The sequence below is a fragment of the Lentzea rhizosphaerae genome (genome assembly GCF_042649515.1).
Lineage (GTDB): Bacteria > Actinomycetota > Actinomycetes > Mycobacteriales > Pseudonocardiaceae > Lentzea > Lentzea aerocolonigenes.
Genome location: NZ_JBHRZI010000032.1, coordinates 1 through 16375 on the forward strand (window position 1 = coordinate 1; position 16375 = coordinate 16375).

General features: G+C 67.2%; 22 protein-coding genes. 12 read left to right on the forward strand and 10 right to left on the reverse strand.

The features are described from left to right. Positions 1-56: 56 nt before the first annotated feature. From ACFOWZ_RS36740 to ACFOWZ_RS36755, 4 genes are read right to left on the reverse strand one after another with little or no spacing between them, the layout of a single operon-like run. The gene (locus tag ACFOWZ_RS36740) at positions 57-755 is read right to left on the reverse strand and encodes a hypothetical protein (RefSeq protein ID WP_382378544.1); all 699 of its coding nucleotides are present in this window, start codon (positions 753-755) and stop codon (positions 57-59) included. A 45-nt stretch (positions 756-800) separates the two neighbouring features. Beyond that, the gene (locus ACFOWZ_RS36745; RefSeq protein WP_382378545.1) at positions 801-1154 is read right to left on the reverse strand and encodes an STAS domain-containing protein; all 354 of its coding nucleotides are present in this window, start codon (positions 1152-1154) and stop codon (positions 801-803) included. Further along, positions 1151-2062: a universal stress protein gene (locus ACFOWZ_RS36750; protein ID WP_382378546.1), complete on the reverse strand. Its 912-nt coding sequence runs from the start codon at positions 2060-2062 to the stop codon at positions 1151-1153. The genes ACFOWZ_RS36745 and ACFOWZ_RS36750 overlap by 4 nt, the downstream gene beginning before the upstream one ends. A gap of 59 nt (positions 2063-2121) precedes the next feature. After that, on the reverse strand, positions 2122-2331 hold the full coding sequence (locus tag ACFOWZ_RS36755; protein WP_382378547.1) for a hypothetical protein: 210 nt from the start codon (positions 2329-2331) through the stop codon (positions 2122-2124). A gap of 348 nt (positions 2332-2679) precedes the next feature. Between ACFOWZ_RS36755 and ACFOWZ_RS36760 the strand changes: the two genes are divergently transcribed. From ACFOWZ_RS36760 to ACFOWZ_RS36785, 6 genes are all read left to right on the forward strand, one after another. Then, complete coding sequence (locus ACFOWZ_RS36760; protein WP_382378548.1) at positions 2680-3006, forward strand: DUF3040 domain-containing protein; 327 nt, start codon at positions 2680-2682, stop codon at positions 3004-3006. A 107-nt stretch (positions 3007-3113) separates the two neighbouring features. Next, the gene (locus tag ACFOWZ_RS36765; protein ID WP_382378549.1) at positions 3114-3332 is read left to right on the forward strand and encodes a Na+/H+ antiporter NhaA; all 219 of its coding nucleotides are present in this window, start codon (positions 3114-3116) and stop codon (positions 3330-3332) included. After that, a complete protein-coding gene (gene nhaA, locus ACFOWZ_RS36770) occupies positions 3305-4294 on the forward strand; it encodes a Na+/H+ antiporter NhaA (protein ID WP_382378550.1) in 990 nt (329 codons plus the stop codon). Before ACFOWZ_RS36765 ends, nhaA (ACFOWZ_RS36770) begins: the two co-directional genes overlap by 28 nt. 78 nt (positions 4295-4372) lie before the next feature. Then, positions 4373-5665 (forward strand): cation:proton antiporter, encoded by a 1293-nt coding sequence (locus ACFOWZ_RS36775; RefSeq protein WP_382378552.1) that lies wholly within the window; start codon positions 4373-4375, stop codon positions 5663-5665. 42 nt (positions 5666-5707) lie between these two features. Then, on the forward strand, positions 5708-6022 hold the full coding sequence (locus ACFOWZ_RS36780; RefSeq protein ID WP_382378553.1) for a hypothetical protein: 315 nt from the start codon (positions 5708-5710) through the stop codon (positions 6020-6022). Between the two features lie 4 nt (positions 6023-6026). Beyond that, positions 6027-6236, forward strand: a complete 210-nt coding sequence (locus tag ACFOWZ_RS36785; RefSeq protein WP_382378555.1) for an STAS domain-containing protein — start codon at positions 6027-6029, stop codon at positions 6234-6236. Between the two features lie 36 nt (positions 6237-6272). On the opposite strand, the gene ACFOWZ_RS36790 is transcribed toward ACFOWZ_RS36785, so the two are convergent. From ACFOWZ_RS36790 to ACFOWZ_RS36810, 5 genes are all read right to left on the reverse strand, one after another. Continuing rightward, the gene (locus ACFOWZ_RS36790) at positions 6273-6704 is read right to left on the reverse strand and encodes an ATP-binding protein (RefSeq protein ID WP_382378556.1); all 432 of its coding nucleotides are present in this window, start codon (positions 6702-6704) and stop codon (positions 6273-6275) included. Between the two features lie 127 nt (positions 6705-6831). Beyond that, the gene (locus ACFOWZ_RS36795; protein WP_382378557.1) at positions 6832-7449 is read right to left on the reverse strand and encodes an NAD(P)-binding protein; all 618 of its coding nucleotides are present in this window, start codon (positions 7447-7449) and stop codon (positions 6832-6834) included. 227 nt (positions 7450-7676) lie between these two features. Then, positions 7677-7856: a hypothetical protein gene (locus ACFOWZ_RS36800; RefSeq protein WP_382378558.1), complete on the reverse strand. Its 180-nt coding sequence runs from the start codon at positions 7854-7856 to the stop codon at positions 7677-7679. A gap of 74 nt (positions 7857-7930) precedes the next feature. Then, a complete protein-coding gene (locus tag ACFOWZ_RS36805; RefSeq protein WP_382378666.1) occupies positions 7931-8596 on the reverse strand; it encodes a potassium channel family protein in 666 nt (221 codons plus the stop codon). Then, positions 8583-9917 carry a TrkH family potassium uptake protein gene (locus tag ACFOWZ_RS36810; protein ID WP_382378559.1) on the reverse strand — a complete coding sequence of 445 codons (1335 nt, stop codon included), beginning with the start codon at positions 9915-9917 and terminating at the stop codon, positions 8583-8585. Before ACFOWZ_RS36810 ends, ACFOWZ_RS36805 begins: the two co-directional genes overlap by 14 nt. Before the next feature lie 506 nt (positions 9918-10423). On the opposite strand from ACFOWZ_RS36810, the gene ACFOWZ_RS36815 reads away from it, so the two are divergent. From ACFOWZ_RS36815 to nhaA (ACFOWZ_RS36840), 6 genes are all read left to right on the forward strand, one after another. Further along, positions 10424-11437, forward strand: coding sequence for a hypothetical protein (locus ACFOWZ_RS36815; RefSeq protein WP_382378560.1), 1014 nt, complete (start codon positions 10424-10426; stop codon positions 11435-11437). Positions 11438-11469: 32 nt separating this feature from the next. Then, positions 11470-12540 (forward strand): PucR family transcriptional regulator, encoded by a 1071-nt coding sequence (locus ACFOWZ_RS36820; protein WP_382378561.1) that lies wholly within the window; start codon positions 11470-11472, stop codon positions 12538-12540. A gap of 131 nt (positions 12541-12671) precedes the next feature. Further along, on the forward strand, positions 12672-13103 hold the full coding sequence (locus ACFOWZ_RS36825) for an NfeD family protein (protein WP_382378562.1): 432 nt from the start codon (positions 12672-12674) through the stop codon (positions 13101-13103). A 3-nt stretch (positions 13104-13106) separates the two neighbouring features. After that, positions 13107-14135, forward strand: coding sequence for an SPFH domain-containing protein (locus ACFOWZ_RS36830; RefSeq protein ID WP_382378563.1), 1029 nt, complete (start codon positions 13107-13109; stop codon positions 14133-14135). Between the two features lie 2 nt (positions 14136-14137). Next, positions 14138-14440 (forward strand): DUF3040 domain-containing protein, encoded by a 303-nt coding sequence (locus tag ACFOWZ_RS36835; RefSeq protein WP_382378564.1) that lies wholly within the window; start codon positions 14138-14140, stop codon positions 14438-14440. A gap of 107 nt (positions 14441-14547) precedes the next feature. Next, positions 14548-15888: a Na+/H+ antiporter NhaA gene (nhaA, locus tag ACFOWZ_RS36840; protein WP_382378565.1), complete on the forward strand. Its 1341-nt coding sequence runs from the start codon at positions 14548-14550 to the stop codon at positions 15886-15888. 122 nt (positions 15889-16010) lie between these two features. Here the strand turns inward: nhaA (ACFOWZ_RS36840) and ACFOWZ_RS36845 are convergent, their stop codons facing one another. After that, on the reverse strand, positions 16011-16193 hold the full coding sequence (locus ACFOWZ_RS36845) for a hypothetical protein (protein ID WP_382378566.1): 183 nt from the start codon (positions 16191-16193) through the stop codon (positions 16011-16013). Positions 16194-16375 lie beyond the last annotated feature (182 nt).

The window sequence follows — 16375 nt, forward strand, 5'->3', positions numbered from 1 at the left end:
CACTCCGAGCAGCTGCCTGAACTTCTTACGCCCCTGTCCACCGTTCGGGGTGAACCTCACCGGTCGTCCAGCTCCATGACGAAGTTGCGAGCCTGCTGCGTGGTCCACGCAGCGTCAGGGTTGGTGGTGGCGCCGAGGATGTGGACATAGCGAGTACCGACCTCCATCACGAAGAACACGTACACCCGCTTCAACGTGACCGCGCAGTCGACGTGGAAGAAGTCGCACGCCAACATGCTCGCCGCCTGAGCATGCAGGAACTGCCGCCACGACGTGTCGGTATCCCGGGTCGGCGACAGCGGAATCCGAAGCCGCTTCAGCACCCGGCGAACAGTCGAGACGGCGGTCCGGTGGCCGAGCTTGAGCAGTTCACCGTGGATCCGGCGGTAACCCCAGCTCGTGTTCTCCCGCGCCATACGCTCGATCAACGCCACTACCGTCTCGTCGACCCGCGGGCGGCCACTCCAATTCGGGTAAGTCCACTTCTTGGCGACCAAGCGCCGATGCCACCGCAACACCGTGCTCGGCGACACCAACCGGTGCTCTCGTAGCCAGCGAGGTAGTCGCCGCACCAACGCGGCCAGCACAGCGCGGTCAGCCCAATTCAACTGCGGACGACCATGAGTACGGCGCAACACCGCGACCTCATGCCGCAACACCAACGACTCGACGTCCTTCGCCGCCGAAGACCGACCGAGCAGGACCAGCCAGCTACCTAGCTCGGCGAAGATGAGGTACAGCAGTCGCAGCGCCACGCCGACGATCATGCCGACCGAACAACAGCGCCAGACCACCCCAGCTCAACGCATGTGTGCGGAGTTCTGGCACCCCACAGGTTCCTCCGACGGTTGCACGACCGGATCCAGCTCGAAGAACTCGTGCAGATCCGTCATCCGCAGCGTCCGGCGGACGTGACGCGGACAGTCCACGAGGATCAGCGCGACACCCAGGCGGTCAGCGGCCGTCTTGGCTTCGAGCAGCATCGTGATCCCCGCAGCCGACAGCAGACTCACTCGGGACATGTCGACCGCCAGCTGTCGCGGCGATTGCTCCAGGGACCTCTGCAACCCGGCTCCCAGCACGGGTGCGGTCAGCAGGTCGATCTCACCGTCGAGAGGCACGAGCAGCCGACGGTCAGACACGGTCACGTTCACCGAGCCACCTCCGGGGTTCGCACGACGACCAGCGGACACGGCGCCTTGTGCAGAACGGCGTGGCTGACCGAGCCGAGCAGTGCGCGCCGGACCGCTCCCCTGCCGTGGCTGCCGACGACCACGAGTGCGGCTCCCTCCGCCTGCTCGAGCAGGGACTCCACGGGATCCTCGGCGGTGACCACCTCCCGGGTCGGTACCAGCGGGTGGCGCCGTGCACTGTCGGAGATGGAGCGCGCAAGCACGTCGCGTCCCTCGTCGATGTAGTCGTCGAGACCCGAGGTCTGGACACGGGGCAGTGTGTCGATCGGGATGTCGCTGCAGGCATGCAGGGCGACCAGTTCGGCCTCGTGTCGTGCCGCGAAGTCGTACGCGAACTCGACCGCACCCAGGCTCGTGTCCGAGCCATCGACGCCGACGACCACTCGGACGGTTGTGTCTTCGGTTCGCGCTCGGTCCTGCCAGTCGGTCCCCCGAACCACGGCGACGGGTTTGTGGCTGGTGTGCACCAGCTCCGCGGCGGTGGATCCGATGAGCATCCGCAGGACACCGCCGACGCCAGTGGAACCCAGTACGAGGAGTTCCGCGTCGCGCGCGGCTTCGAGCAGCACGCCGGTCGGATCTCCACGAACCACTCGACACCGCACCTCGGCACCCGGCACATGGTCCCGGCACTTCGCGATCGCGTCTGCGAGCATGCTCTCCGCCTGGTGCTGCAACGGTTCCTCCGTGTGCGTGGTCATTCCCGACGGGGCGTACGCGGGCGCGTAGAGCGGCCAGCGCAGCGCGTGCACCAGCAGCAACGGGCACGACCTGCTGTCAGCTTCACGCGCGGCCCACACCGCAGCGCGCGCCGCTTCATCCGAACCGTCGACACCGGCGACGACCACCGGCTCTACGGACGCAGACATGATCCTCCCTACGTGTGCCCAAGGCGAAGCCGGTTGCGGTCTTCACCGGGCGGCGAATGTCAGTCCTGCGGCTCGTTTCGGTCCCGGGGACCGACTGCGTGGCCGGCGTGATCGGTCGCGCGCCGATAGATCAGCTGCTCGCGGGCCCGACGGCGCGCGATGTGGCTCAGCACGAGGACGGCGGCGACGACAGCGACCAGCACCCCCTCGAGGAATCCGGACCACGTCCAGACCGTCAGTCCCGCGCTGACGGGGATGATCAGTTGCACCAGCGTCCGTGATCGCGGGGTCTCAAGAGACATGAACCTCCTCTCGCCGTCGGGTGTTCTCACTGCGCAACTCAACGCGCGCCAGTGATGCCTGCCTGTCTTCATCGTGGCGGAGGCCGTGGCCACCGGACAGGGCGCAAGCGGGCCGCCAGCACGGCGCTTTCCCTGCCGTTGCCCGGCAAGGAACGGTGTGTGACACGAGGCGCCGGTTCGCCCGGTACTTCTTTGCCGTTTCCAGGCAAGGAAGGCGCCGCTTCTTCGCATGACAAGGGCCTGGTCACTCCGGTGGAGTCCGGGTGATGGTGAAGGTCAGGTCCTCAGACCTGGCGGAGAGGAGTGATCAACACGATGAAACGCGACGAGGAGCGGCGCCTGCGCGAGATCGAAGTCTCACTGAAGCAAGAGGATCCGACGTTGACCGCACGGATGAATCCCGAACGATTGCTCGTCAGCACGCGGGCTTTGGCCAGGTGCGCCACCGCCATCACGGTGGTGGGCTGCGGTATGGGACTTATGGGCATGCTGTTCAGCTGGCCGCTCGCCGTAATGGGCGTTCTGATGGCACTCGTCGGCTTCTCGTTGCGACTCACGCTGCCGACCACGACGCAGATTGCGACCGTCCACGGGGACGACGAAGGCGAGCAGGGCACAGGTCGCGACGAGGCCAGAATCTAGCCATCCACAAAAGACACAACAGCTGTTGGCTCCAGAACGCACCTTTCAGCGGCGGGTACGGAGGAGGATGTTTGTCGGACAGCAGTGAGACAACAGACTCCGGGCTGATGCGGCGGGTGGTGGACCCTCTGCGCAGATTCGTCCACGACGAGGCGGCCGGGGGTGTTGTGCTGCTGCTGGCCACTGTGGCCGCCCTGGTGTGGGCAAACAGCGCTGCGGCGGCCGGCTACGAAGGGCTGTGGCGATTCCGTCTGACGATCGGCTCCGGTCCGGTGGCGGTGACAGAGGACCTGCGGCATTGGGTGAACGACGGAACGACGGGCTGATGGCCCTGTTCTTCTTCGTCGTCGGATTGGAGATCAAGCGCGAACTCGTCGTGGGCGAGCTCCAGGATCGGCGCGCGGCGATGCTGCCCGCACTGGCGGCCTTGGGCGGAGTGGTCCTGCCGGCGGTGTTGTTCCTCCTGGTGGTCGGCGGCGGACCGGAGGCACGAGGATGGGGTGTCCCACTGGCCACCGACATCGCGTTCGCCGTCGGCGTGCTGGCCCTGTTGGGATCACGGATACCGGCAGGGGTGAAGCTCTTCCTGTTGTCGGTGGCGATCGTCGACGACATCATCGCGGTGGGGATCATCGCGGTGGCCTACACCGACAGTCTGGAGCACGGGTGGCTCCTTGCCGCGTCGGCCGGTCTGATCGTGGTCGCGGCGATGCGCCGGTTCGGGGTCGCTTCGATCCTGCTCTACGTTCCGGTGGCGTTGTTCGTCTGGTATGCCACGCTGCACTCTGGAGTGCACGCCACGATCGCGGGGGTGGTGCTGGGCCTGATGACGCCTGCCCGGCCGGTGAGCGGACGTGACGTTCTCGGCGACCTGCAACACGGACTGCATCCGATCAGCGCGTTCCTCGTCGTGCCGTTGTTCGCTCTCGCCAACGCGGGAGTGGACCTGCGCGGAGGAGCCCTTGGCGACGCGGCGGGCAGCTCGGTGGCGTGGGCGATCGTGGTCGGCTTGCTCGTGGGCAAGGTCGTGGGCATCGGTGGTGCCACGTGGCTGGCGCTGCGACTGGGCATCGGCACACTGCCCAGCGACGTGCCGCCTCGTCTGGTCTGGGGTGTGGCAGCGCTGGCGGGAATCGGATTCACGGTGTCGCTGTTCATCGCCGATCTGGCCTACACCGACGCGGTGCAGGTCACTCAGGCCAAAGTGGGCGTCTTCGCCGCCAGCACCACGGCTGCGGTGATCGGCAGCGGGCTGCTGGTCACGCTGACTCGCCGCAGTCGTGGCTGACCTCCGATTCCGCTGTGTTTCAGCACGTCTCCGACCGGGTATCTGGTGCGCTCCCCTGACACACCGGAAGGGCGCACTGTGGACCCGGCTCCCCTGCTGTACGCCGGCGCCGGGCTGGCAACGCTCGCCGCCGCCCTGCTGCCGCGGCTGCTCGACCGCGCGCCGATCTCCATGCCCATGCTCTTCCTCGGCGCGGGCGCGCTCACCTTCACGGTCGTCGAACCGCTACCCGACCCCGATCCCGCCCGGCACAGCGCCGCGCTCCTGCACCTGACCGAAGTGTGCGTGATCATCTCGTTGATGGGGGCCGGTCTCGCCCTGAACCGGGCGGTCAGCGCGCGTGGCTGGGGCAGCACCTGGCGGTTGCTGGCGATCACGATGCCGCTGTCCGTGGTCTGCGTCGGCGTGCTCGGCTGGAGTGCACTGGGCCTCGGGGTCGCGGCCAGCGTCCTGCTCGCGGCGGCGCTCGCGCCCACCGACCCCGTGCTCGCCAGTGAGGTTCAGGCCGCCGAACCGGCGGAGAACCCGGGCTCCGACGAGGACGAGGCGAGGTTCGCGCTCACCTCAGAGGCCGGGCTCAACGACGGCTTGGCGTTCCCGTTCACCCATGCCGCCATCGCGATCAGCGTCGCGGGAGCCGCGCCGTCACTGTGGCTTGCACACTGGCTCGCCGTGGACGTGCTGTGGCGCACCGCCGCCGCACTGGCCATCGGCGGCCTCGTGGGCTGGTTGCTGGGCAAGCTGTTCTTCTCCGTGCCGTCGGAGAGGTTCCGTCTCGCCGAGCACGCGGAGGGCTTCGTCGCACTCGCCGCCACCTTCCTCGCCTACGGGCTCACCGAACTCGCCGAGGGATACGGGTTCATCGCCGTGTTCGTCTGCGCCTGCACGATCAGGGCCGCGGAACGGCACCACGGCTACCACCAGGTCCTGCACCGCTACGTCGAACAGGCCGAGCGCATGCTCACCGTCCTGATCGTCTTCCTGCTCGGCGGTGCGGCCGCCACCGGCTTGTTCACCGGCGTCAGCTGGCAGGAGATCGCGATCGCCGCGGTGATCCTGCTGCTGGTACGACCACTGACCGGCTGGCTGGGGCTGCTCGGCGGTCGAACCGGGCCGCGGGAACGCGCTGTCATCTCGTTCTTCGGTGTTCGGGGCGTGGGATCGTTGTTCTACGTCACCTACGCCTTCCAGGAAGGACAGTTCTCCGACCACGGTGTCGTGTGGCGCGTCGTCGGACTCGTCGTCATCGGTTCCATTCTCGTGCACGGTTTGTCCGCGTCACCGGCGATGTGGCTGCTCGACCGGCGACGACGGCAGGAGGCGCGAGCTCGCCAAGGCAACGCGGACGAGGCACCCAACACTCCTGTCTGACGCACGGCCACTGCTGCAGCGGCCCGCACCTGACGTGCCAGAATGGGTAATCACGTGTCCACCCTCGCCGCCGGCGTCTTCCTGCTGATCCTGGTCTTCGTACTCGGTCCCGTCGTTTCGCTGATCCCGATGGCCGCACTCGTCGCCGTCATGGTCTTCGTGTCGATCAGCACCTTCGACTGGACCAGCATCAAGATCTCGACGCTGCGCCGCACCCCCAAGAGCGAGACCGCCGTGGTGGTCGTGACCGTCGGCACCGTGGTCGCCACCCACAACCTCGCACTCGGTGTCCTGGCCGGCGCGCTGCTCTCAGCGATCTTCTTCGCCCGCCGCGCTGTTCTTCGCCTCCACCAATGAACTCATGCACTCCTTCGACTACACCGACATAGTGTCCAAAGTGGTCATCGACCTCTCCGACGCACACGTGTGGGACAGTTCCGCGGTCGCGACCCTCGATGCCGTCACCGCGAAGTTCTCCTCACGCGGCATCGAGACCGAGATCGTCGGCCTCAACCCGCACAGCGAGCACTTGCACACCAAGCTGTCCGGCCAGCTGACGGGCTCGCACTGACGCGTCTGCGAAGCGTGCGGACCGCCATGAGCCGGGCTAGTTCACGGCGTCTGGGCAGGGGACCGACGCGAACACCGTTTTGCCGCCGTCAGGCAGTGGACGGATGCCCCACTCGCGTGCGACGTTGTCGACAACCACGATGCCTCGACCTCTGGTGCCACCGAGTCGTGAATGCCCGTGTACTGGTCGCGCGGGTGACCTGTCGTCGACTTCGATCGTGATCTCACACCGTGTGGTGTGCCGGAAGACGCGGAGTCGCCCCGTGCCGGGTGTGTGGTCCAGGACGTTGCTCACCAGTTCGGTGACGACGAGCACAACGTCGTAAAGGTGGTCTTCACCCAGATCGTGCAGTGCCGTGGCTAGGCGGCCGCGCATCGCCGACAGATTGATGGTCGGCTCGACGACCAGGTCGAGCACGATTGCCGCTGGGCTGTCACCGGCGGTCATCAGCTGGGCGCTTCCGAACAAGCACGGCACCGTCCTGCTGTGCTCTCTTCGCACGGTATCCGCGACTGACCGAATTCGATCATCGACTCGGAGGCAGGCGACCTTTCGAGTTCATTGCGCTTCGGCGATGGTGAGCCGATCGGCTTCGTCACGCTTGGGGCGGCCCAGGGCACACCACGAGCAACCTGTCCTCGCCACACAACACCGCGACAGCCGGGTCCTCGGCCCAGAGCCGTTGACCGTGCCGCACCACGGCGAGCACTTGATGCCGACAGTGGAGCGGCGAACATCCGATCTCGTCGTGCGTCACGGCGCGTTCCGCGACCGTCCACTCAAGATCAGCGAACGCATGGCCGCTGTCGTGCGGGCACTCCGCATCAGGAGCCCACTCGTAGGCTTGACTCACGTTCGCGACGTGATCGGCGCCGAGGTGTTCGACCACCTGTGGTCGTCTCGAGCTGTGGACGACAGTGATGGTGGCATCCTCGTTGATCGAACGCACCGCTGAGATGATCCGCTGTGCCATGTCGTCGTCCGGCACCGCGACAACGACGTGGTCAGCGGTGTGTGCGCCTGCCAACCACAATGTGCGTAGACGCCAGCACGGACCTACTACCGCGTGCACGCCGGCCATGACGGCTTGTTCCGCTCGCTGGGGATCGGATTCGACCACGGTGAAGCCAGTCGTGCACCCACTTTCACGCAAGGCAGCGAGGACCCGTCGACCGCGGACGTTGTAGCCGATGAGCACGGTGCGCGAACTCATGCCTGCTCCCCAATCGGCTACTACCTCAACGACGTCTCCGCGTCGCAGGTTGCCCCGCCCTCGTCCGCACCGAACGGGTACCGGCCTCCGATCCTCCGGCCGGTACCCGTTCTCCCCGGAGTGGTCTGGCGCGGACGCTCACCCCGACCGAATGTGTCCGCGTCGGTAGTGTGCCGGAAGCCTGCACTGTGCAACCTTGCGAGGTCCTTTCGATGAGACCGTCGGGCTCAGCCGTCACTGCGGATGATGAGGGCGAGACCGCCGGCCATGATCACGGCAATGGTGATCAGCCCCGCCCATCCACCCCATGAAGCCAACGCGAGCACGACGACTGGAACGACCACCAACATGCCGACGAGGGCCCACGGGCGGAACACACCACCGGAGTCGAACAGGAATCGGCGCATCTCCACAGCCTTGCAAACGTCCTGTCGCGACCTTCGGCTGGGTAGCGCGGCGTGGGTGTGGCGTTCTACCGGTGTCAGGTGAGGTCGGCCACGCGTTCGACCTCGGAGGTCCGGCCGGCCAGGATCAGCACGTCGCCTCGGTTGATCACGGTGTCCGCGGTGGCGTAGGTGAAGCCCTCGCCCGGCCGCTTCACTCCGACCACCGTCACTCCGTACTTCGACCGCAGACGGCTCTGGTCGAGCGGCATACCGACGGCCTCTGCTGGGGCGCGGGTCTTGACCATCGCGTAGTCGTCCTCGAACTCGATGAAGTCCAGCATCCTGCCGGTCACCAGATGAGCGACGCGCTCGCCCATCTCGTGCTCGGGCAGCACCACGTGGTGGGCGCCCATGCGTTGCAGGATGCGGCCGTGCTGGCGGCTGACCGCCTTGGCCCAGATGTGCGGGATGTCGAAGTCCACCAGCAGCGCGGTGGTGAGGATGCTGGCTTCCAGGTCGGTTCCGATGCCGACGACGGCACGCTGGAACTGGTCGACGCCGAGCTGTCTCATCACCTCCGCATCGGTGGTGTCGGCGACTACTGCGTGGGTGAGTTCCTGCGCGTGCTGCTGGACGATCTTGGGGTTCGAGTCGATGCCGAGGACCTCGGTTCCGCGCGCGGTGAGTTCGAGTGCCAGTGAGCTGCCGAAGCGTCCCAGGCCGACCACGACGACCCGTGAGGTTTGCTTATCCGACAACAGGTCGCTCCTCGGGGAGTTCGTAGCGCCGAGCGCGGTCGCGCAGGGCGAGTGCGGACGCGAGGGTGATCGGCCCGAGTCTGCCGATGAACATCAACGCGATCAGGACGAGCTGACCGGTGGCGGGCAGCTGGGCGGTGATGCCGGTGGACATGCCGACGGTGCCGAACGCTGACGTCGTCTCGAACAGCACGTCGTCGAGAGGAAACGGACTGATCGACAGCAGCACGATCGTGCCGGCCATCACGGCTCCGACGCCGAGCAGCGCCACGGTCAGCGCTTGCCGCTGCACCTGGTCGGTGATCCGGCGGTTCATCACGTGCACGGTCGGCTCGCCGCGGATCTCGGCGAGGATGACGAAGCCGAGCAGGGCGAAGGTGGTCACCTTGATACCGCCCGCCGTGCCGGCGCTGCCGCCGCCGACGAACATCAGCACGTCGTTGATCAGCAGGGTGGACGAGTGCATGGCACCGACGTCAAGGCTGTTGAAGCCCGCGGTGCGCGGCATGACGCCGTGGAAGACACCTGCCAGCAGTTTGTCGTGCACCTCGAGCCGGCCGAGGGTGTTGCCCCATTCGAGCACCAGGACCGCGAGTGTGCCGAGCACCAGCAGTCCGAAGTAGACCGGAACCGTGATCCGCGTGTGCAGTGACCACCGCTTGCGGTTGCGCCGGCGCACGAGCTCGAAGATGACCGGGAAGCCGAGTCCTCCGGCGATGACGGCGAACAGGATCGGCAGGCAGATCCACGGATCGGCCGCGAACCCGACCATGCTGTCGGTGTACAGCGCGAACCCGGCGTTGTTGAACGCCGACACCGCGTGGAAGATCCCCAGGTAGACAGCCCGCGCCGGAGATTCTCCATACCCGATCAGGAACCGCAGCCCCAGAAGGACCGCCGTCACCGCCTCGACGACCAGGCTCACCACGATCACGCCACCGACCACGGTGCGGACGTCGCCCAGCCCGAGGGTCTTGGTCTCCGCCTGGGCCGTGAGCTGCATCCTCAGACCGAGGCGGCGCGAGACCAGCAAGGTCAGCAGCGAGGCGAGCGTCATGATGCCGAAGCCGCCCACCTGGATCAGGGCGAGCACCACCACCTCGCCGAAAGTGGACCAGTGCGTCGGGGTGTCCACCACGACGAGTCCCGTCACGCAGATCGCCGACACCGCGGTGAACAGCGCCGCGACCGGATCGGAGCCGGCACCAGACTCCGTCGCCATTGGCAGCATCAGCAGCGCCGTGCCGATCAGCGCCGCCACGGCGAACGCCAGCACGACGACTCGCGCGGGATGCCGCAGGCTCGGCACCAGCCGTCGCCTCATCAACGCTGCTTTCGACAGCGACGTCACCAAGCTCCACCACGCAGGGGTCCAGGACGCACCCGGCGAGACCGAGCGATGACACGCGGCTCCTCAGCGCGCCACGCCTCATCAATACCTGGACAGACCCCGCTCCGACGCGATCTTTACGCCATCTTTGCGCGTCGGCTGCCAGCTCGACCTGAGCATCCACGTCACCTGGGTTTGCCTTCAACGTGTCTTTACGGCATCTTGATGGGTGGAGCGCCGGGAAGCCTGGTCGGCCCGTTCGTCACAACACGGTGGCGGCGGCTATGCGACTTGAGGTGCCATGCCCCGGCTGCGATTGTCCTCCGTGTTCTCCTTTCCCCGGTCCGGCAAGACGGGACATCCGCCCGAACGCTGATCCGCGCGTTCGTCCGGCCTAGCGGGCACTCGGATACCGAGTTGCTCTTCTTTCTTCTGTCTTGCAAGGCGTTCATGCCGCTGAATCTCTTGGGGTGAGGTGTGTCGTGGTATTCGCTCCGCGCATGATTCCGATGATCGACAGTCCGCAGGTGGCCTTCGCGCTGGCAGCACGCTGGCACCGGGCAAGAACGCTCGTCCTGGTCTCGATGGCGGCGTTGCCCGCGTTGACCGGGTTGGTCTGCTTGCCCTCCGCGCTGCTACCCCGCCTTGATGTCCCCGCAATGTCGTGGTGGTCAGCGATCCCGGCCCTCGCGGCCTCGCTGTCCGTCATCGCGCTCGTGGTCTGGTTGCGCCGCGACGGCCTGACCGATCCCGCATCCTGGTTTCCAGCGACGGTGCTGATGACCGGCAGCCAGCTGGTGCTCGGCGTGGTTCCCGGCTTCGGAATCGCCGTTCGGTCCGCGGCCGGGGCCGCCGTGGTGGTGAAGACGTTGCTCGCCGTCGGCCTGCTGAGTGCGGGTTCGGCGTGGTCGCTCTCGCGGAGGGCGCATCGTTCGCTGCTCGACTCACCGGTTCCCGAGCTGGGTGCAACCCCGCTGCGGCTCGTGTTCCACGGTCATCTGTCCCGCATCGCGATCGGGACCGATCGAGTCGACTGGACGATCCGCGTCTCCGGCAGCCGGCTCGATGCAGGCGTGTCCTTCGGCAACCTCCGCGACGTGTCGGTCACCGTGAAGAGCAGCGACGGCGCTCTTGCGCTGGTGCTGCACACCTCGTCGGGCCGCTGGAGCCCTATCCACACAGGACGCGGCCGCGTTGTGCGAGTTGCTGCGTCTGGTCGCGACAGCACGCGGCACCGCGTCCACCACCGACGAGTCCGTCTCGGTGACGGTGGACGCGGATGGTGTCGCCACCGGCATCGAGCTGACCGACGGAATCCACGGCAAGAATCCCCAGCGCATCTCAGCGGAACGCATGGAGTGCTTCAGCCGAGCGCGGTGAGTGGCCCGCAGCGAAGTCCAGGACCTCATGGTCCAGCGATACGCCGGTCCTGCGTCCGAAAAACTCGCCGCCTGATACCGAACATCCATAAAGGATGGTGGTCGCCGTGCAACGCAAGGGAAGTGGCAAGGTAAGGCGCGCAAAGCGACGAGCAGAAGCCGCGCCGGTGTTCCTCCAGGCGCTGAGGGACATCAGCGTTGCGGAAAGGACCCTCGCCACCAATGAACGGCACGAACTGCGCAGTGCGGGTGCCGAGGCGGCCGAGCGCGGTGTGCCGCTGAGCGAGCTGATCGAACAGCACCTGACGCAGACCTGGCGGTCGTGGACGACCTTGCCTGGCGTTGAATCAGCGGACAACGCCAAGGCCGTCAAGAGAGTCGGTGAGGCCGTGTTCCGTGCGGCGGAGGACGCGGTCGGCGAGCTGACAAAGGGATATGAGGAGACCCAACGCTGGACGATGCGCACCGAGGGGTCGCTGCGCCGCGAGTTCATCGACGACCTGCTCACCGGACGCGATGTCGGCCAGCTCGCGGAACGCGCTGAACGGTACGGGCTGCGGCTCGCCGGCCAGAACGTGGTCGCGGCAGCGTGGACGCCCGAGCCGTTCGTGGCGTCGGGGACGGCGATGTCGAACGTCCAGGCCGCGATGAGCCTTCGGTTCAGTTCGCGTCACGTGCTCGTCGCCGCGCGCGAAGGCCTCCTGGTGTGCGTGGTCCCGCATGATCTCGCCGACGCACCTGAGGAGTTCGCCCGGCAGATCGGCGAGGTTGTGGGGCGGAGCTCCAGGTGGAGGGTCGGCGTCGGCCAGCCGCAATCGGGTCCAGGTGGTGCGGCCCGTTCCTTCGAGCAAGCGCGCAACGCGCTGGACCTCGCCGATCGCCTCGATCTGGGCGAACGGTTCGTCAAAGCCGCGGATCTCCTGGTCTACCAAGTGCTTCTGCGGGACAGCGCGGCGCTCGGCGAACTCGTCACCGCGGTGCTCGAGCCGTTGCGCGGGGCTCGTGGAGGCGCTGAACGCCTGGTGGAGACGTTGGGCGTGTACTTCGGTTCCGGGCGCGTCACCACCGCCACCGCCAAGACCCTCGGTGTCGGCGTCCGCACGGTCACCTACCGCCTCGAACGCGTCCGTGAACTGACGGGCTACCGCGCCGACGATCCCGCCCAGGCGTTCACGCTTCAGGTGGCGGTGCTCGGTGCACGTCTGCTCGGCTGGCCTCGGCGAGGCCAGGCCCCGTGATTGCCGGACTCCGGCAGGCAACCCCCGTCCAACTGGCCGGGCGCGTGCCTTTCCGCCGGACGAGATCGGATCCACGATGGTGAGGAGACGTCACGCGTTGAGGCGTACCTCCACCGAAGGAGGGTCGCACCATGGATCCCTGGCTCATCTGGCTGATCATCGCGCTCGTGCTGGCCATCGCCGAGATCTTCTCGCTGACCGCGGCACTCGGCATGCTCGCGGTCGCGGGGTTCGTCACGGCGGGTGCGGCGGCGATCGGTCTGCCGGTTCCCGGTCAGCTCGTGGTCTTCAGCGTCGTGTCCGCCGCGGGTGTGGTGTTCGCCAGACCGTGGGCCAAGCGAATGATGCTGCAACCCCGGCTCGAACGGTTCGGCGTCGAGGCGTTGGTCGGCGCTTCCGCCTACGTGCTGCGTGAGGTGAACGACCACGAAGGCCTGGTGCGCCTGCGCGGCGAGGACTGGACGGCTCGCCCATACGACGAGTCGCTCGTCATCCCCGCCGGCAGCACAGTCGACGTACTGCACATCGACGGCAGCATCGCCGTCGTCTACCCACGGGAGTGAGCCATGTCCACACTGCTCGTCGCCGGACTCGTGCTCGCGATCTTCGCGGCGTTCACCGTCTTGCGCGCGGTGCGCATCGTGCCGCAGGCACGCGCCCGCAACGTCGAACGCCTCGGGCGCTACCAGCGCACACTCACCCCAGGGCTCAACTTCGTCATCCCCTACATCGATCGCGTCTACCCGGCGATCGACCTGCGGGAGCAGGTGGTCTCGTTCCAGCCGCAGCCGGTGATCACCGAGGACAACCTGGTCGTGCAGATCGACACGGTGCTGTACTTCCAGGTCACCGATCCCCGTGCGGCGGCCTACGAGATCGCGAGCTTCCTGCAGGCGGTCGAACAGCTCACCGTCACCACCCTGCGCAACGTCGTGGGATCCATGGATCTCGAGAAGACCCTCACCTCCCGCGACACGATCAACAACCAGCTGCGCGGCGTGCTCGACGACGCCACCGGCAAATGGGGTCTGCGCGTCAACCGCGTGGAGATCAAGGCCATCGACCCGCCGCAGACCATCAAGGACGCGATGGAGAAGCAGATGCGCGCCGAGCGGGACAAGCGCGCCGCCATCCTCACCGCCGAAGGACAACGGCAGTCCCAGATCCTCACCGCCCAGGGCGACAAGCAGGCCGCCGTGCTCCGGGCTGAGGGCGATCGAGCCGCGGACATCCTTCGGGCCGAAGGACAGTCACGTGCGATCGACCAGGTGTTCCAGGCCGTGCACCGCAACGACCCGGACCCCAAGCTGCTCGCCTACCAGTACCTCCAGGTCCTGCCCCAGCTGGCCAAGGGAGAGGGCAACACGTTCTGGGTGATCCCGAGCGAGGTCACCACGGCACTGCGTGACGTGTCGAAGGCCTTTGCCGAGGTGCTGCCCCGGTCAGCCGCCGCCACGCCGGCCGACCCCGCCCGCACGGCCGTCGCACAGGCCGAAAAGGACATCGCCCAGGCCAGTGAGGCGGCCGCGGAAGCTGTCGCCGACGCGGCTGAAGCAGCCGAACCGGTCACCGCGGCGAGGTCAGGAGGTGCGTGACGGTGGGATTGCCAGAGGACGAACAGCGCGAGCTCGACGTCATCGAGCAGCGACTCGCGGAGGACGATCCCAACTTCGCCGCCAAACTCGCCAAGACGCCACCGCGATATCGGCTGCTGCCCGCACGCGTGCTGCGGTTGGCCGCCTTGCTCCTGATCTACGTGCTCGGCCTGGTGACTGTCATGACGGGCGTATCACTGTCCTCTCCCGTACTGGTCGCAATCGGTGCGGCGGTGACCGCGTTCGGCCCGGTGGTGATGATCGTCCAGGCGTGGCGCGACCGCGGAAAGCAAGAACAGGACTGACCCGCACGCCGTGATCATGAGGTACGGTCGGGCTGTTGCCGCAACGAGCGGCATGGTGTGCCGGGAAGTCTGGTCGGCGATGCGGCCAACGACACCCGGAGTGAGTTGTGGAACCCGTGAAGACCCGGCTGTTCAGCCGCGCGTCCTGGCCCGAGGCCAAGCGCATCGCCGGTCTGCTCCGCCTGGAGACCGTCGGCGGTGTCGTGATGCTGGTCGCGGCGGTGGTAGGCCTGGTTTGGGCAAACTCACCGTGGGCGTCGATCTACGAGACTCTGCGTGCTGTGGAGGTCGGCCCTGAGTCGCTGCACCTGCGGCTCAGCCTCGCCGAGTGGGCGTCGGACGGCCTGCTGGTGATCTTCTTCTTCGTGGCCGGCCTCGAACTCAAACGCGAGTTCGTCGCGGGCGATCTCCGTGATCCTCGCCGCGCCGCCGTGCCGATCGCCGCTGCCTTCGGTGGTGTCGCCGTGCCGGCGTTGATCTACACCGCGGTCAACCTCGGCGGCGGGCCGGCGCTGGCCGGGTGGGCCATTCCCACCGCGACGGACATCGCGTTCGCGCTCGCCGTGCTCGCGGTGATCGGCAGGTGTCTTCCCTCGGCACTGCGGACGTTCCTGCTCACCCTCGCGGTCGTGGACGACCTGATCGCCATCGTGATCATCGCCCTCTTCTACACCGACGACCTGTCGCTGCTGCCTCTGCTGCTGATGCTCGTCCCGCTGGCGTTGTTCACCCTGCTCGTGCAGCGACGTGTCCGGTCGTGGTGGCTGCTGATCCCGCTCGCGGTGGCGACCTGGGCGCTGATGCACGCGTCCGGGGTGCACGCGACGGTGGCCGGTGTGCTGCTCGGATTCGCCGTGCCGGTGATCCGCAAGTCCGGTGAGGGACCTGGACTGGCCGAGGTCTTCCAGCACCGGTGGCAGCCCTTGTCCACCGGCGTCGCGGTGCCGGTCTTCGCCTTCTTCGCTGCCGGAGTTTCGATCGGAGGCCTCAGCGGCTTCGTCACCTCGCTCACGGACAGCGTGACGCTGGGCATCGTGCTCGGGTTGTTGCTGGGCAAGCCGATCGGCATCACCGCGGCCACCTGGCTGGTCGCGCGGTTCACCAGAGCGGACCTGGACGACGACCTGTCGTGGATCGACGTGGTCGGGTTGTCGATCCTCGCCGGTATCGGCTTCACCGTCTCGCTCCTGGTCAGCGAACTGTCGTTCGGTGAGGGCAGTGCGGGCTACAGCAATGCCAAGGTTGCAGTGCTGCTGGGTTCCGTGCTGTCGGCGCTGATCGCGACGGTGATCCTGCGTGTGCGCAACCGGGTGTACCGGCGCATCTACGAGGAAGAGACCCGCGACGCGGACAACGACGGCATCCCGGACGTGCACCAGGTCGATCAGCCACGGGCAGGCGGTCCTAGAGATTTCTCTGCAACCACAACGCCTGGCGACGGCGGATGAGGCTGGCGACGAGATCCGCTTCGTGAACGGGGATCAGCCACGTCTCGTGGGTGGAGGTCAGCAGGATCCCGGTCCGGCTTGCGCGTACAAGGTGGTCCCTTCCGGCAGGACGATCCACGGCCTCAGCTCGGGAGGGCCACCGGCATGACCTGCAGGAGTTCCCGGAACGGAACCGACACGTCGAGCTGAGGACCACCGCCACGGCCCACCTGCAAACGCACCGTCCATTCGACATCGTCACGCTCGACGACGATCCGGGCCGACACGAGTTCCGGCCCAGTGACCGCGGCGCGCACAGCGAGCATCAACCGCAGATCAGCCGATCCCAACTCAGCCACGAGCGGGGTCAGCCGAGCCCGGCCGGGCTCGGTGTGCAGACGCGCAGGTCGCGACCGCGACCACCCAGCACACGAAGAGCAGGACGGCCGGTCCAGTCAGCGCGTCAGGGGCATTGCTCGTGGCGATGCCATAGGCAGGAACCGCGACA

Excerpts from the sequence above, each read along its gene's own strand:
- ACFOWZ_RS36750 (WP_382378546.1), bottom strand. The coding sequence starts at position 2,062 with ATGTCTGCGTCCGTAGAGCCGGTGGTCGTCGCCGGTGTCGACGGTTCG.
- ACFOWZ_RS36760 (WP_382378548.1), top strand. The coding sequence starts at position 2,680 with ATGAAACGCGACGAGGAGCGGCGCCTGCGCGAGATCGAAGTCTCACTG.
- ACFOWZ_RS36765 (WP_382378549.1), top strand. The coding sequence starts at position 3,114 with ATGCGGCGGGTGGTGGACCCTCTGCGCAGATTCGTCCACGACGAGGCG.
- ACFOWZ_RS36780 (WP_382378553.1), top strand. The coding sequence starts at position 5,708 with ATGGGTAATCACGTGTCCACCCTCGCCGCCGGCGTCTTCCTGCTGATC.
- ACFOWZ_RS36785 (WP_382378555.1), top strand. The coding sequence starts at position 6,027 with ATGCACTCCTTCGACTACACCGACATAGTGTCCAAAGTGGTCATCGAC.
- ACFOWZ_RS36795 (WP_382378557.1), bottom strand. The coding sequence starts at position 7,449 with ATGAGTTCGCGCACCGTGCTCATCGGCTACAACGTCCGCGGTCGACGG.
- ACFOWZ_RS36800 (WP_382378558.1), bottom strand. The coding sequence starts at position 7,856 with ATGCGCCGATTCCTGTTCGACTCCGGTGGTGTGTTCCGCCCGTGGGCC.
- ACFOWZ_RS36810 (WP_382378559.1), bottom strand. The coding sequence starts at position 9,917 with ATGAGGCGACGGCTGGTGCCGAGCCTGCGGCATCCCGCGCGAGTCGTC.
- ACFOWZ_RS36815 (WP_382378560.1), top strand. The coding sequence starts at position 10,424 with ATGATTCCGATGATCGACAGTCCGCAGGTGGCCTTCGCGCTGGCAGCA.
- ACFOWZ_RS36825 (WP_382378562.1), top strand. The coding sequence starts at position 12,672 with ATGGATCCCTGGCTCATCTGGCTGATCATCGCGCTCGTGCTGGCCATC.
- ACFOWZ_RS36830 (WP_382378563.1), top strand. The coding sequence starts at position 13,107 with ATGTCCACACTGCTCGTCGCCGGACTCGTGCTCGCGATCTTCGCGGCG.
- ACFOWZ_RS36845 (WP_382378566.1), bottom strand. The coding sequence starts at position 16,193 with ATGCTCGCTGTGCGCGCCGCGGTCACTGGGCCGGAACTCGTGTCGGCC.